Annotated in this window: 15 protein-coding genes; 2 read left to right on the forward strand and 13 right to left on the reverse strand. The window is 69.5% G+C overall.

Features of this window, described 5'->3' with window-relative positions; genetic code table 11:
• Positions 1-3: 3 nt before the first annotated feature.
• Genes AC1DSC_RS19390 through AC1DSC_RS19405 form a run of 4 tightly spaced genes read right to left on the reverse strand, consistent with a single transcriptional unit; the run spans position 4 to position 3,360 of the window.
• Complete coding sequence (locus AC1DSC_RS19390) at positions 4-462, reverse strand: carboxymuconolactone decarboxylase family protein (RefSeq protein ID WP_278880502.1); 459 nt, start codon at positions 460-462, stop codon at positions 4-6.
• Entirely contained in the window at positions 374-871 is a 498-nt protein-coding gene (locus AC1DSC_RS19395) for a MerR family transcriptional regulator (RefSeq protein ID WP_278880503.1), read from the reverse strand. Before AC1DSC_RS19395 ends, AC1DSC_RS19390 begins: the two co-directional genes overlap by 89 nt.
• Before the next feature lie 34 nt (positions 872-905).
• Positions 906-2,300 (reverse strand): TAXI family TRAP transporter solute-binding subunit, encoded by a 1,395-nt coding sequence (locus tag AC1DSC_RS19400; protein WP_369663172.1) that lies wholly within the window; start codon positions 2,298-2,300, stop codon positions 906-908.
• A gap of 7 nt (positions 2,301-2,307) precedes the next feature.
• Positions 2,308-3,360, reverse strand: a complete 1,053-nt coding sequence (locus tag AC1DSC_RS19405) for a P1 family peptidase (RefSeq protein WP_369663171.1) — start codon at positions 3,358-3,360, stop codon at positions 2,308-2,310.
• 40 nt (positions 3,361-3,400) lie between these two features.
• Here AC1DSC_RS19405 and AC1DSC_RS19410 point away from each other — a divergent pair, with 40 nt between their 5' ends.
• The gene (locus AC1DSC_RS19410; protein ID WP_369663170.1) at positions 3,401-4,699 is read left to right on the forward strand and encodes an NAD(P)/FAD-dependent oxidoreductase; all 1,299 of its coding nucleotides are present in this window, start codon (positions 3,401-3,403) and stop codon (positions 4,697-4,699) included.
• Between the two features lie 18 nt (positions 4,700-4,717).
• Here the strand turns inward: AC1DSC_RS19410 and AC1DSC_RS19415 are convergent, their stop codons facing one another.
• From AC1DSC_RS19415 to AC1DSC_RS19430, 4 genes are read right to left on the reverse strand one after another with little or no spacing between them, the layout of a single operon-like run.
• On the reverse strand, positions 4,718-5,185 hold the full coding sequence (locus AC1DSC_RS19415) for a DUF411 domain-containing protein (protein ID WP_369663169.1): 468 nt from the start codon (positions 5,183-5,185) through the stop codon (positions 4,718-4,720).
• 13 nt (positions 5,186-5,198) lie between these two features.
• Positions 5,199-5,477, reverse strand: a complete 279-nt coding sequence (locus AC1DSC_RS19420) for a hypothetical protein (protein WP_369663168.1) — start codon at positions 5,475-5,477, stop codon at positions 5,199-5,201.
• Positions 5,474-6,466 carry a glycerophosphodiester phosphodiesterase gene (locus tag AC1DSC_RS19425; protein WP_369663167.1) on the reverse strand — a complete coding sequence of 331 codons (993 nt, stop codon included), beginning with the start codon at positions 6,464-6,466 and terminating at the stop codon, positions 5,474-5,476. Before AC1DSC_RS19425 ends, AC1DSC_RS19420 begins: the two co-directional genes overlap by 4 nt.
• Positions 6,463-7,047, reverse strand: a complete 585-nt coding sequence (locus AC1DSC_RS19430) for a YceB family lipoprotein (protein ID WP_369663166.1) — start codon at positions 7,045-7,047, stop codon at positions 6,463-6,465. The genes AC1DSC_RS19425 and AC1DSC_RS19430 overlap by 4 nt, the downstream gene beginning before the upstream one ends.
• A gap of 154 nt (positions 7,048-7,201) precedes the next feature.
• Here AC1DSC_RS19430 and AC1DSC_RS19435 point away from each other — a divergent pair, with 154 nt between their 5' ends.
• On the forward strand, positions 7,202-8,167 hold the full coding sequence (locus AC1DSC_RS19435; RefSeq protein ID WP_369663165.1) for a DUF72 domain-containing protein: 966 nt from the start codon (positions 7,202-7,204) through the stop codon (positions 8,165-8,167).
• Between the two features lie 20 nt (positions 8,168-8,187).
• On the opposite strand, the gene AC1DSC_RS19440 is transcribed toward AC1DSC_RS19435, so the two are convergent.
• Genes AC1DSC_RS19440 through AC1DSC_RS19460 form a run of 5 tightly spaced genes read right to left on the reverse strand, consistent with a single transcriptional unit; the run spans position 8,188 to position 11,882 of the window.
• Positions 8,188-8,955 carry an amino acid ABC transporter ATP-binding protein gene (locus tag AC1DSC_RS19440; RefSeq protein ID WP_018905539.1) on the reverse strand — a complete coding sequence of 256 codons (768 nt, stop codon included), beginning with the start codon at positions 8,953-8,955 and terminating at the stop codon, positions 8,188-8,190.
• The gene (locus AC1DSC_RS19445) at positions 8,939-9,592 is read right to left on the reverse strand and encodes an amino acid ABC transporter permease (protein ID WP_369663164.1); all 654 of its coding nucleotides are present in this window, start codon (positions 9,590-9,592) and stop codon (positions 8,939-8,941) included. The genes AC1DSC_RS19440 and AC1DSC_RS19445 overlap by 17 nt, the downstream gene beginning before the upstream one ends.
• 18 nt (positions 9,593-9,610) lie before the next feature.
• On the reverse strand, positions 9,611-10,267 hold the full coding sequence (locus AC1DSC_RS19450; RefSeq protein ID WP_015866447.1) for an amino acid ABC transporter permease: 657 nt from the start codon (positions 10,265-10,267) through the stop codon (positions 9,611-9,613).
• A 35-nt stretch (positions 10,268-10,302) separates the two neighbouring features.
• Positions 10,303-11,103, reverse strand: coding sequence for a transporter substrate-binding domain-containing protein (locus AC1DSC_RS19455; protein WP_307596246.1), 801 nt, complete (start codon positions 11,101-11,103; stop codon positions 10,303-10,305).
• Positions 11,100-11,882: a GntR family transcriptional regulator gene (locus tag AC1DSC_RS19460; RefSeq protein WP_369663163.1), complete on the reverse strand. Its 783-nt coding sequence runs from the start codon at positions 11,880-11,882 to the stop codon at positions 11,100-11,102. Before AC1DSC_RS19460 ends, AC1DSC_RS19455 begins: the two co-directional genes overlap by 4 nt.
• Between the last annotated feature and the right edge of the window lie 218 nt (positions 11,883-12,100).

Below are 12,100 nucleotides of genomic sequence, written 5' to 3' on the forward strand. Positions count from 1 at the left end.
GCCTCAGGGTGCTTCGACAAGAGCGCGCGGTTCCGCAAGGGGCTGCGCGCTTTTTTCATCGTCCGCCGCAAACACCTCGCGCGCCGCCGCCAGGCCGTTGAGCGCGGCCGGAAAGCCCGCGTACACCGCCATCTGCATGATGGTCTCGACGACCTCGGTGCGCGTGACGCCCACGTTGAGCGCGCCCTGGATGTGCACCTTGAGCTGCGGCGCGGCATTGCCCATGGCGGTGAGCGCGGCCACCACCGCGATCTCGCGCGAACGCAGGTCGAGGCCGGGGCGCGAGTAGATGTCGCCGAACGGAAACTCGATCAGGAGGCGTGCGAAGTCGGGTGCGATGCCGGCCAGGCTCTCGACGACCTTGACGCCGCCTTCACCGTCGATCTGCTGGAGTCTGGCGAGTCCGCGCTCGTAGCGCAGGTTGTTGTCGTTGCCGTTGTGGCTTGCTTGTGCGTTGGTCATCGCTCGTCTTTCCTTCGGGGGCTGTGCCCGTTGACGAGGGACGCTTCCTGTCGATAGCGCGGTAGTGCGCGATCTTCAGCGACAGCGCCTGCATGGATTGCTGCAGCGCCGCCACCTTGGCCTGGACTTCGGCAAGATGCTGTTCGAGCATCTGGCGCCGCTCCCCGACACTGGCGTCCCCCTGGCTTCGAAGCCTGGCGAAGGCCTGCATGCCCTGGATGGGCATGCCGGTCTCGCGCAGGCGCAACAGGAAGGCCAGCCAGTCCAGGTCGGCGCTCGCGTAGCGGCGCTGGCCACCCGGTGCACGGGGCACCGCGGCGATCAGTCCGATGCGTTCGTAGTAGCGCAGCGTGTCGGCCGTGAGGCCGGTGCGCCGCGCGACTTCCGCAATGGTCAGGTGGACTTCCATGGCGGGAATTCTCGAAGTTGGAGCGCGCTCCAAGTCAAGCGCTTTTTGCGGCTTCTTCGGTCGGCGGTGTGCGGGGCGCGAAATCGCCGGGCTGCGGCCAGCGCATCTGCACGCGCCTTTGCACCGTGTGGATGTTGTTGCGCAGCGCATAGAGCTCGTCGGCATACGACAGCGGAACGGCCACCTTGTTGACCACGCGGTCGAGCTCCTCGAGTTCGTCGAGCAGTTCGTCGCGCCCGCCCTGGCGCGCATCGACCTTGGCCTCGATGTCGCGCAGCCGCGCATACCAGCGGAACACGCGGCGGCGCACGCGGAACTGGTAGAGCGGCGGCACCAAGCGGCTCAGCGGCAGCATCAGCACCAGCAGGCCGCCGAGCACCAGCCACATGCGCTCGATCAGGTTGCTGGCCCAGAACGGCAGGTAGCGCTGCCAGAACGGCGGCGTGCCGTTGATGGCGCGGTCGCCCTCGGGGCTCACGGGCAGTTCGCTGGTGCGCGTGTTGGGAAAGTCGCGTGCGCGGTTGAACCAGCCGGCGTCGCTGTGCACGCTCTGCGCGGCCTCTGCGAAGAGCTGGCGCAGCGCGGAGTGGGTCTTGTCGCGCGAAAGCAGCGAGGTGGTGGCCGCGAGCAGCGAAACGTCCGTGGGCGGCAGGTCTTTCGACAGGTCGACCACGCCGCGCGGCAGCGTCACCGCCGAGAGAAACGGAAAACGCCGCGTGTACGCATCGGCCTGGCCGAAGTCCATGAGCTTGATGTCGGGCGCGCGCAGCAGCCGCTGCACCTGCGGCGACTGCGGCGCCGAGGCCAGCACGATGGCATCGAGCAGGCCGGCCTGCAGCGCTTCGGCCGCGGCCGCCTGTTCGAGGTTGGAAAGCAGCAGCGCATCGGGCTCGAGGTGGTTGGCCTTGAAGAGCCTTTCCATGATCTCGGGCAGGCCGCTGCCCGCCAGGTCGACGTTCACGCGCAGGCCACGCAGCTGGGCGAGCGAGGTCAGCGTGGCCGTCTTGCGGTCGATCTTCTGCGCGCTGTCGGCGCGGTAGAAGAGCCAGATCGGCTCGAAGAACAGGCTGCCGAGCGAGGTGAGGCCGGCTTCCTCGTCGGCTACGGGGTCGGCGCTGCCGCCGCGCACGAAGCCCACGTCGGCGCCGCCGCTGCGCAGCAGTTCGAGGTTTTCGGAAGAGCCCGTGGTGGCCTTGAGCTCCACCTCGATGCCGCTGCTCTTGAGCAGCTCGGCATAGCGCTTGCCGAACTGCGAATAGGCGCTGCCGGTGGGGCCGGTCGCCAGCGTCACATGCTTGGGCGGCTGCGGCTGCAGCCACCAGTAGGCGGCAATCAGGAGGCCGATCACGAGGAACACGACGGGACCGGCCGAGGCGATCAGGTCGCGGATCGACAGCAGGATCAGCTTCAGTGTCTTGGGCATGGCCATGGGGTACTCAACCTTTCGTTGCGGCGAGATCGGCCGCGCACGGCACGTGCAGCTCGCCAACGGTCACGGAGCGCGCCGCCAGCACCGCGCGCAGGGTGGCGCGCGCCACCGCTTCGGCCGCCATGGTGCCGAGCACGGTCATGCCGGGGCGGGATTCGGCACCGGGGCCTTCGAGCGGAATGCGGCCGGTGGCCAGCGCAAACAGCGTGTCGCCGTCGCTCATGGTGTGCACCGGGTTGATGGCGCGCGCCAGGCCGTCGTGCGCCACGCTCGCAAGGCGGTTGGCCTGCACCTTCGTCAGCACCGCGTCGGTCGCGATCACGCCGAGCGTGGTGTTGGTGCCCGCGAGCAGGGGCTTGGGCAGCTCGCCGCGCAAGAGCGCGCGGCGGGTGTCGAGCAGCGCGCGGCCGTCCTCGGTGCGCGCGCCGGCCACCGGCTGCGCGGTGTCGGGGTCGATCACGTCGCCCAGCGCGTTGACCGCGATCAGCGCGCCCACCGTCACGCCGCCCACGGTGACCGAGGCGGTGCCGATGCCGCCCTTCATCGCGCGGTGCACGCCGAAGAGCTTGCCCACGAGCGCACCGCTGCCGGCGCCCACGTTGCCTTCTTCCGGCGCATCGCGGGTGGCAGCTTCGCAGGCCGCATAGCCGGCGGCGGCGTCGGGGCGGATGCGCGCATCGCCCATGGGCAGGTCGAACAGCACGGCGGCCGGCACGATGGGCAGGGTGCCGAAGCGCACGTCCATGCCGACGTTGCGCTCCTCGAGCCAGCGCATCGCGCCTTCGGCCGCGGCCAGGCCCCAGGCGCTGCCGCCCGCGAGCATCACGCCGTGCACCTGCTGCACCAGGTTGCCGGGCGAGAGCAGGTCGGTCTCGCGCGTGCCCGGCGCGGCGCCGCGCACGTCGACGCCGGCCACCGCGCCCTCGCGCGCGAGGATCACGGTGCAGCCGGTGGGCCGGCGCGTATCGGAGAAATGGCCGACTTCGATGCCGGCCACATCGGTGATGGCGCCGGCAGACGAAGCAGCGGAAGGGGACAAAGCGGATGACGGAGCAGGCATGGCGGCCGATTATGGGACCGCCCCTCTACGATAGGCCCCCATGACAGTTGCAAGAAGTTTCTCCGGCGAGGGCGCGGGACGCCACGTGGCCGTGATCGGCGCAGGCGCCGTGGGCAGCGCGACCGCCTTCGAGGCCCTGCGCGCCGGCCTGCGCGTGACGGTGGTGGAGCCCGGCGAACCAGGTGGCCCGCAGGCCACGAGCTACGGCAATGCGGGTTGGCTCTCGTCGCATTCCGTGGTGCCGCCCGCGCTGCCCGGCGCCTGGCGCAAGGTGCCGGGCTGGCTGGCCGATCCGCTGGGGCCGCTCGCGCTGCGCTGGCGCCACCTGCCGCGGGCCTTGCCCTGGCTGCTGCGCTACCTGGCCTCGGGCTGGACCGAGGCGCGCGTGCAGCGCACGGCCGACGCACTGCGCACGCTGCTGGCCGATGCGCCGGCGCTGCATGCCCGGCTCGCCGCCGAGGCCGGCGTGCCGCAGCTCATCGAGCGGCGCGGCCTGCTGCATGCCTACCGGTCGCGCGAGGAATTCGAGGGCGACGCGCTCGGCTGGCGCGTGCGCGGGCGCACCGGCGTGCACTGGGAGGAATGGCCGGCGGCCGAACTGCGCCGGCGCGAGCCCGACCTGGACGCGCGCTACACGCTCGGCATCTTCGTGCCCGAAGCGGGGCACTGCCGCAATCCCGGTGCCTATGTGGCGGCGCTCGCGCGGCATGTGCAGGAGGCCGGCGCGCAGCGCGTGGCGGCACGCGCCACCGGCTTTCGCATCGAGGGCGGGCGGCTGCGCGCGGTGCGCACCGATGCGGGCGAGATCGCCTGCGACGCCGCCGCCATCTGCGCCGGTGCGAGCTCGGGCCCGCTGGCCGCGGCGGCCGGATCGCCGGTGCCGCTCGAATCCGAGCGCGGATACCACGTGGTCGTCGAAGGCGCTTCGGTGGGGCCGCGCACGCCGACGATGGTGGCCGATGGCAAGCTCATCGCGCACTGGATGGACGGCGGCCTGCGCGCGGCTGGCCAGGTCGAGATCGGCGGGCTCGATGCCCCGCCGGACTGGCGGCGCGCGGAGATCCTGCACCGGCACCTGCTGTCGATGTTTCCGGCGCTTGCCGCCCAGCCGCCGCAGGCGGTGGCCGTGAAGCACTGGCTCGGCCACCGGCCCAGCCTGCCCGATGGGCTGCCCTGCATCGGCGCGTCCGCGGCCAGTGCGGACATCGTGCTGGCCTTCGGGCATGGGCACGTGGGCCTGTGCGGTTCGGCGCGCACCGGCAGGCTCGCGGCGCAATTGCTCGCGGGCACCGCGCCCGAGACGGCGCTGGCGCCTTTCGATCCCGCCCGCTTCGGCTGACGCGCGGCGCGGTCTTCCTCAGCGGTAGCCCTGGTAGACGCGGCTGCCGCCATCGGCCAGCACCAGCAGCACATCGTAGGGATCGCGCCGATCGCCATAGGCGGCGCCGTCCATGCCCGGCGATCCGACCGGCATGCCAGGGACGGCGAGGCCGATGGCCTTGGGCTTTTCGCGCAGCAGCCTGTGCACCTCGCGCGCGGGCACGTGGCCTTCGAGCGCATAGCCGCCGACCAGGCCGGTGTGGCACGAGCCCAGCGCGGCGGGAATGCCGAGCCGCGTGCGCGCGGCGCTGTTGCCAGCATCGTGCACGCGGGTAGCGAAGCCGTTCGCCTCGAGGTGCTTGACCCAGTCCTGGCAGCACCCGCAGTTCGGGTCCTTCCAGATCTCGACCATCGGTGCGGCGGCCGATGCGGCCAACGGCCATGCCGCCATGGATGCGAGCGCGAGCAGCGGGGCGGCGCGCAGAAGAAGGGTGCGTCTTTGCATGGCTTGTTTCTCCTCAGGACGGCAGCTGCGCGCGGGCCTTGTCGGCCCACGCCTGCAGGTTGTCGAGCAGGTCTTTCTGGCTGAAGGAGCAGCTCTCCTCGCTGAACAGCGCGCTCGATTCGAGCCGGTCGAGCAGGTTCAGCAGCACCTCGCCATAGCGCGGCGGCAGGGCCGCGAGCAGTTCGCTGCTCGCACGCGCCTCGTTCGAAAGTGTGGCGACCGATCCGCCGCCGCCTTGCAGCGCCGCGATGCCGCCGCCGATGGTTTCGAGTTGCCGTGCGGCGGTGTTCATGGCGAAGCCTTTCCGGGTGGCGGCAGCGAGAGGCCGCGTTCGCGCATCAGGTCGCGCAGCACGTCGGGGTAGTCGGTGATGAGGCCGTCCGCGCCCCAGTCCATCAGCCGCAGCATGTCGGCGCGCTGGTTCACGGTCCAGGGCAGCACCTTGAGGCCGAGGCCTTGCGCTTCCTTGATGGCGGGCCGTGTCAGGTCGTTGTAGGCCGGCGACCAGATGACGGGCCCGCCCGCCGTGCCGGCCGCGGCCTTGACCAGCTGCGGCGTCGACGCGAACTGCGCCGCGTCGAGGCCGGCCGTCCAGCGGCTGTCCTTGAGCGTGCGCGCGGAGCTCAGGTAGGCCCGCGGCAATTGCGGCGCAAGCTGGCCGACCAGCGCAAGCGTGCGCCAGTCGAAGCTCTGGACGGTCACCCGGCCGCCCATCTGCGCCTTGTCGATCTCGGCGAGCAGGGCGCGCACCATCGGCTCGGGCGCGGCGGTTTCGTCGGGCTTGGTGGGGTCGATCTTGGTCTCGATGTTGAAGCGCACCGTGGCCGCCGCGGCGCCGCGTGCCCGCACATGGTCGAACAGCGCGGCCAGGGTCGGAATGCGCTCGCCGTCGCGCGGCAGCTGCAGCGCGAACTGCTTGCCGTAGTTGCTCGCGGGATTCAGCCGGCCGACGTCGTAGCTCTGAAGCTGGGCCAGCGTCAGGGAGCGGACGGTGGGGCCGGTCTTCGATGCGAGCCACGCACCGTTCGCGTCGCGCGTGTGGTCGGCATTGAGCGCGGTGTCGTGCGAGATCACGACCACGCTGTCGGCCGTGAGCCCGATGTCGAGTTCAAGCGTGTTCACGCCCAGGTCGATCGCGTTCGAGAACGCGGCCAGCGTGTTCTCGGGTGCGAGCCCGCGCCCGCCGCGATGCGCCTGCAGGTCGAAGTGCTGCTTTGCCGTGGGGAGAATGGCCGCGCAGCCCGCAACGAGCAACGCGGCGGCAAGCAGTGGGTATTTCATTTCAGCTGCACCTTGATGCCGTCGTCCTGCACCGTGATGTCGCCGATCTCGTAGGTCTTGCGCCCCACCGTGAGTTCTTCGGCCGTGAAGCTGCGCAGCACCTGCCCCTGCAGCAGCTCCTGCGCCACCACCGCGCCCACCTGCTGCAGGCGTTCCGCATCGCGGCCCTGCACGCCCTGCAGCTCGAGGCGCTCGGCCTTGGGATGGTCCAGGCGCAGCGCGCGCGCCGCGGCGTCGTAGCGCAGCGCGCTGCTGACCGAGACCACGCCCTGTACCGGCGAGGCGGCCAGCAGGGGGCTGGCAATGGTCAGCGTGGCCGTGATGGCCGCGCGGTTGCCGCGTGCGTCCAGGCCCAGCTGCGGGTCGCGCAGCCCGACCATGAAGATCTCGGCATAGCGCTCGGCCACCGGAAAGCGCTTGGCGATCTGCGCCTGCAGTTCGTCGCGCGTGGCGGTGTATTCGCTGGTGAAGAAGTTGAAGCCGGCCAGCGCGGCAAGCGGCACTTGCAGGGCCGCGGCGCCGCACAGCGCGCGCAGCATCCAGCGGCGGGAGGTGGTGAAGGGCAGGGAGCGGATTTGCATACGCCTCGGAGCTTGCCACAGCCCGCGAGGTTCCGGCCAGTACGGCCTCCGGCCGGCGCGCTGGGCCCATGCTGCTATGCGAACAGGAAAATCTCCTACGCGGCGCCGCCGCCCGGCACGCCACGGTCGAGGCTACGGAACAAAAAGACCAACGATGCAGGGCACGACGCGAATCGGAATTTCTGGCTGGCGCTATGCGCCATGGCGCGGCCGCTTCTATCCCAAGGGGCTCCCGCAGCGGCTCGAGCTCGACTTTGCATCGCGCATGCTGCCCACCATCGAGATCAACGGCTCGTTCTATTCACTGCAGCGCCCCGTGTCCTACCAGGCATGGCACGACGCGACGCCCGAGGATTTCGTGTTTGCGGTGAAGGGGCCGCGCTACATCACCCACAACCTGCGGCTCAAGGAACCGCGCGCCGCACTGGCCAACTTCTTTGCCTCGGGCGTGTTTGCGCTGGGCGCCAAGCTCGGGCCCATCCTCTGGCAGCTGCCGCCGTCCTTCGCCTACGACGCCGATCGCCTCGAGGAATTCCTGGCGCTGCTGCCCAGGGACGGCCGCTCCGCCCTCAAGCTCGCGCGGCAGCACAACGAGAAGCTCAGCGACGAGCGTGCGTTGCTGAAGGCGCCCGCAAAGCTGCGCATCCGGCATGCGGTGGAAGTGCGCCATGCGAGCTTCGCGAATGCAGACTTCATCGCGATGCTGCGCCGCCATGGCGTCGCGCTGGTGGTGGCCGACACGGCGGGGCGCTGGCCGCTGCTCGAAGACCTGTGCGCCGACTTCGTCTACATGCGGCTGCACGGAGACAAGGAGCTCTACGCGAGCGGCTACGACGATGCCGCGCTCGACCGCTGGGCCGAGCGCATCGACGCCTGGCGACATGGACGGCAGGTGAAGGATGCAAGGCTGGCCGTGCCTTCGCGCCGGCTCTCCGGCCGCAAGGGGCGCGACATGTTCTGCTACTTCGACAACGACGTCAAGGTGCACGCGCCCTACGACGCCGCGCACCTGGCGGCCCGGCTCGGCGTGGCCACCGGGCTGGGGGAGGACGACAACTTCGAAGCGCCGCCGGACATGGCCGTGCGAAAGCCGGCGCGTGCGCGCTCCGGCCGCACGTAGCGCGGCGCCCGCGTACCGCTTCAGTCGTGCAGCGACGAGAGAAACTGCTTCAGCTCGGCCGTCTGCGGATTGCCGAAGATGTCGGCCGGCGGCCCCATCTCGTGCACGCGGCCCTGGTGCATGAAGATGACGCGGTCGCTCACCTTGCGCGCAAAGCTCATCTCATGCGTGACCATCAGGAGCGTGATGCCTTCGTCGGCCAGCGACTCCACCACGCGCAGCACCTCGCCCACCAGCTCGGGGTCGAGCGCCGAGGTGATCTCGTCGCACAGCAGCACGGCCGGCTCCATTGCCAGCGCGCGGGCGATGGCCACGCGCTGCTGCTGGCCGCCCGAGAGCTGCTCGGGCATAGCGTCGAATTTTTCGGCCAGGCCCACGCGTTCGAGCAGCTTGCGCGCCTGCGAAGCCGCCTCCATGCCGCTGCGCTTCTTCACCAGCGTGGGTGCGAGCATCACGTTCTTGCCGACCGTGAGATGCGGAAACAGGTTGAAGCTCTGGAAGATCATGCCCACGCGCTGGCGCAGCTCGCGCATGGCCATGGCGCTCTCGTGCAGCAGGGGCTTGCCATCGACCGTGAGCGAGCCTTCCTGGAACACCTCGAGCCCGTTGATGCAGCGCAGCAGCGTGCTCTTGCCCGAGCCGCTCTTGCCGATGATGGCGATGACTTCGCCGCGCTTCACCTCGAGGTCGATGCCCTTGAGCACCTCGTTGGCGCCATACGACTTGCGCAGCGCGGTCACGCGCACGATCGGCGCGGCAAAGGTCTGGGATTCAAGCACGGCGGCCATGAGATTTCCTCTCGAGATTCTTGGCGTACAGGCTTACCGGGAAGCACAGCACGAAATAAAGCAGCGCCACGCAGCTGAACACCACGAAGGGCTGGAAGGTGGCGTTCGAAATCATGCTGCCGGCCTTGGTGAGCTCGACAAAACCGATCACCGAGGCGAGCGCCGTGCCCTTGATCACCTGCACCAGGAAGCCCACCGTCGGCGCGATCGCGATCTTCACCGCCTGCGGCAGGATCACGTGGCGCATCTGCTCGCTGAAGCTCAGCGCCAGGCTGCCCGAGGCCTCCCACTGGCCCTTGGGAATGGCGGCCACGCAGCCGCGCCAGATCTCGGTGAGGAAGGCGCTGGTGTAGAGCGTGAGCGCCACGCTGGCCGCGGTCCACGCCGACACGTCGATGCCGAACAGCGCAATGCCGAAGTAGGCGAGGAACAGCTGCATCAGCAGCGGCGTGCCCTGGAACAGCTGCACGTAGAGGCCGACGGCGCGGCCCGTGGCGCTGCCGCCGCGCAGCCGCAGGAACAGCAGCAGGGCGCCCACCAGCCCGCCGCCAATGAAGGCGATGAGCGAGAGCACGACGGTCCAGCGCAGCGCCATCAGCAGGTTGCGCAGGATGTCCCAGAGAGAAAAATCGACCATGGTGGTGGCGTCCTGCGTTCAGCGGCCGAAGAAGAATCTTGGCCCGGCCCAGTTGAGCAGCCTGCGCAGCGCAACGGCCAGCGCCAGGTAGAGCAGCGTGGCGACGATGAAGGCCTCGAAGGCGCGGAAGTTGCGGCTCTGGATGAGGTTGGCCGCGTAGCTCAGCTCCTCGGTGGAGATCTGCCCGCACACGGCCGAGCCCAGCATCACGATGATGATCTGGCTCACCATGGCGGGCCACACCTTCTTGAGCGCCGGCGGCAGCACCACGCGGGTGAACACCTGCACCTTGTCGAGCGCCAGGCTCACGGCCGCCTCGATCTGTCCCTTGGGCGTGGCCTCGATGCCGGCGCGGATGATCTCGGTGGAATAGGCCCCGAGGTTCATCACCATCGCAATGATCGATGCCACCTCCGGCGTGAGCTTGACGCCCGCCGCGGGCAGCCCGAAGAAGATGAAGAACAGCTGCACGATGAAGGGCGTGTTGCGGATCAGCTCCACATAGCTGCCGACCACCCAGCGCAGCCACGCCGGCCCGCTGGCGCGCGCCCAGGCGCAGGCCACGCCCACGGCCATGCCGATGACGGTGGCGATGGCCGTCAGGCCGACCGTCCACGCGATGCCCTTGGCGAGCAGCCGCCAGTCGACGAGAACAGCACCGAAGTCGAATTCCATGGCCGCGCCTTTGTTCGGGGTTCAGCGAGCGAGGCTCAGACCGGCAGGTCGCCGGCGGCCTTGCCGAGCCACTTCTTCGACATGGCGTCGAGCGTGCCGTCCTTCTTGGCGGCCGCGATGATCTCGTTGACCTTGGTCTTCAAAGCGGTTTCGCCCTTGGCCACGCCGACGAAGCAGGGGCTGTCCTTCAGCAGCAGCTTGAACTCGGCGCTCACCTTCGGATTCTTGGCGAGCATGTCGCCGGCAACCGCCGCGCTGGTGGCCAGGGTCTGCGTCTGGCCGGCCACGAAGGCCGCGATGGTGGCGTTGTTGTCCTCGAAGCGGCGGTAGTCGACGTTCGGCGGCGCCACCTTGTTCAGTTCCTGGTCTTCCATCGCGCCGCGCGTCACAGCAACGGTCTTGCCGGCCATGTCGGCAAAGCTCGTGAGCTTCATGCTCTTGGAGGCATACACGGCCTGGAAGAAGGGCGCGTAGGCGGCGGAGAAGTCGATCACCTTCTCGCGCTCGGGGTTCTTGCCGAGCGTGGAGATCACGAGGTCGGCCTTGCGCGTCTGCAGGTAGGGAATGCGGTTGGCGCTGGTCACGGGCACCAGCTCGACCTTCACGCCGAGCTTGGCGGCGATCAGCTCGGCCATTTCCACGTCCAGGCCCTGGGGCTTCATGTTCCTGTCGACCGAGCCGTAGGGCGGATAGTCGGTGGGCACGGCGATCTTGATGGTCTTGGCCTTCAGCACGTTGTCCAGCGCGTTCTGGGCCTGGGCCGTACCTGCCGCCGCCAGCATGGCAACGGATGCAAGCGCGAGCGAGAGATGGCGTTTGGACGAAGAGAAAGTCATAGCAGGGCTCCTAGGTAAGTCGATGAATCGGTGTCGTCGGGGGAGGGCGCGGCGGCCTTGCGCCGCCGGGGAACGGCCGCGGCGGTTTTCTTGTTCTTCTGCTGCAGCGGCGCCAGCGCGTCGCGCAGCTGCGCGAGCGGATCGGTCGGCGCCTGCACGCGCAGCGCCGACTGCACCGTGCCGATGTGCGCGGCCATCAGCGCCTCGGCGGCGGCGTGGTCGCCCCGCTCGAGGGCGGAAACGATCTGCACATGGTCCTCGCAGGACTGCACGGCGTCGTGCGTGGACTGGTAGAGCATGGCGATCAGCGTGGTGCGCGCGGTGAAGTCGCGCAGCGTGTCGGCCAAGAGCGTGTTGCCCAGGCATTCGGCCAGGCACACGTGGAAGTCGCCGAGCAGGAAGCTGCGGTTGCCGACGTCGCTCTCTTTCAGTGCGGCCTTTTCACGCTGCAGGTGCGCCTTCAGCTGGCGCAGCGCGGCCTTGTCGATCTTGCCGGTGCTGCCCGTGCTGCGGATCAGGCCGAGCTCGATGACGCGCCGGGCCTCGAAGGCTTCGCGCGCCTCATCCTGCGAGGGCTCGATCACGAACCAGCCGCGCCGCGCACTCACCGTGACGATGCCGCGCGCCGCCAGCCGGGTGAGCGCCTCGCGCACGATGGTGCGGCTGCAGTCGAACAGCATGGCCAGCGGCTGCTCGCCCAGGCGCGAGCCCGGCGCGAGCTTCTGCGCCATCACCGCCTCGACGATGCGTGCACTGATTTCGGATGCGGATGTAGACATTGGCATGCATACCAGCAGCTTTTGTGCCAACTGGTATGCAAGCTATGTGCACCGAAATGGGCCGGCGCTGCGTGCCGGTGGTGCATGGCGCGGGGCTCAGGGTGCTGTTTTTCAAGGGCGCTGCTTTTCAAGGCGCTGCTGTTCAGGGCGCGCTCCCGCCGACGGGGTACCTTGCTCCGCGAATGTCCCCCGCCCTTCGGGCTCCTCCTTAATTTCGC

It is taken from the genome of Variovorax sp. 01N425 (assembly GCF_056399465.1).

Bases quoted from the DNA above. Each gene is read 5' to 3' on its own strand.
- AC1DSC_RS19390 (WP_278880502.1), bottom strand. From the start codon at position 462: ATGACCAACGCACAAGCAAGCCACAACGGCAACGACAACAACCTGCGC.
- AC1DSC_RS19395 (WP_278880503.1), bottom strand. From the start codon at position 871: ATGGAAGTCCACCTGACCATTGCGGAAGTCGCGCGGCGCACCGGCCTC.
- AC1DSC_RS19400 (WP_369663172.1), bottom strand. From the start codon at position 2,300: ATGGCCATGCCCAAGACACTGAAGCTGATCCTGCTGTCGATCCGCGAC.
- AC1DSC_RS19405 (WP_369663171.1), bottom strand. From the start codon at position 3,360: ATGCCTGCTCCGTCATCCGCTTTGTCCCCTTCCGCTGCTTCGTCTGCC.
- AC1DSC_RS19410 (WP_369663170.1), top strand. From the start codon at position 3,401: ATGACAGTTGCAAGAAGTTTCTCCGGCGAGGGCGCGGGACGCCACGTG.
- AC1DSC_RS19415 (WP_369663169.1), bottom strand. From the start codon at position 5,185: ATGCAAAGACGCACCCTTCTTCTGCGCGCCGCCCCGCTGCTCGCGCTC.
- AC1DSC_RS19420 (WP_369663168.1), bottom strand. From the start codon at position 5,477: ATGAACACCGCCGCACGGCAACTCGAAACCATCGGCGGCGGCATCGCG.
- AC1DSC_RS19425 (WP_369663167.1), bottom strand. From the start codon at position 6,466: ATGAAATACCCACTGCTTGCCGCCGCGTTGCTCGTTGCGGGCTGCGCG.
- AC1DSC_RS19430 (WP_369663166.1), bottom strand. From the start codon at position 7,047: ATGCAAATCCGCTCCCTGCCCTTCACCACCTCCCGCCGCTGGATGCTG.
- AC1DSC_RS19435 (WP_369663165.1), top strand. From the start codon at position 7,202: ATGCAGGGCACGACGCGAATCGGAATTTCTGGCTGGCGCTATGCGCCA.
- AC1DSC_RS19440 (WP_018905539.1), bottom strand. From the start codon at position 8,955: ATGGCCGCCGTGCTTGAATCCCAGACCTTTGCCGCGCCGATCGTGCGC.
- AC1DSC_RS19445 (WP_369663164.1), bottom strand. From the start codon at position 9,592: ATGGTCGATTTTTCTCTCTGGGACATCCTGCGCAACCTGCTGATGGCG.
- AC1DSC_RS19450 (WP_015866447.1), bottom strand. From the start codon at position 10,267: ATGGAATTCGACTTCGGTGCTGTTCTCGTCGACTGGCGGCTGCTCGCC.
- AC1DSC_RS19455 (WP_307596246.1), bottom strand. From the start codon at position 11,103: ATGACTTTCTCTTCGTCCAAACGCCATCTCTCGCTCGCGCTTGCATCC.
- AC1DSC_RS19460 (WP_369663163.1), bottom strand. From the start codon at position 11,882: ATGTCTACATCCGCATCCGAAATCAGTGCACGCATCGTCGAGGCGGTG.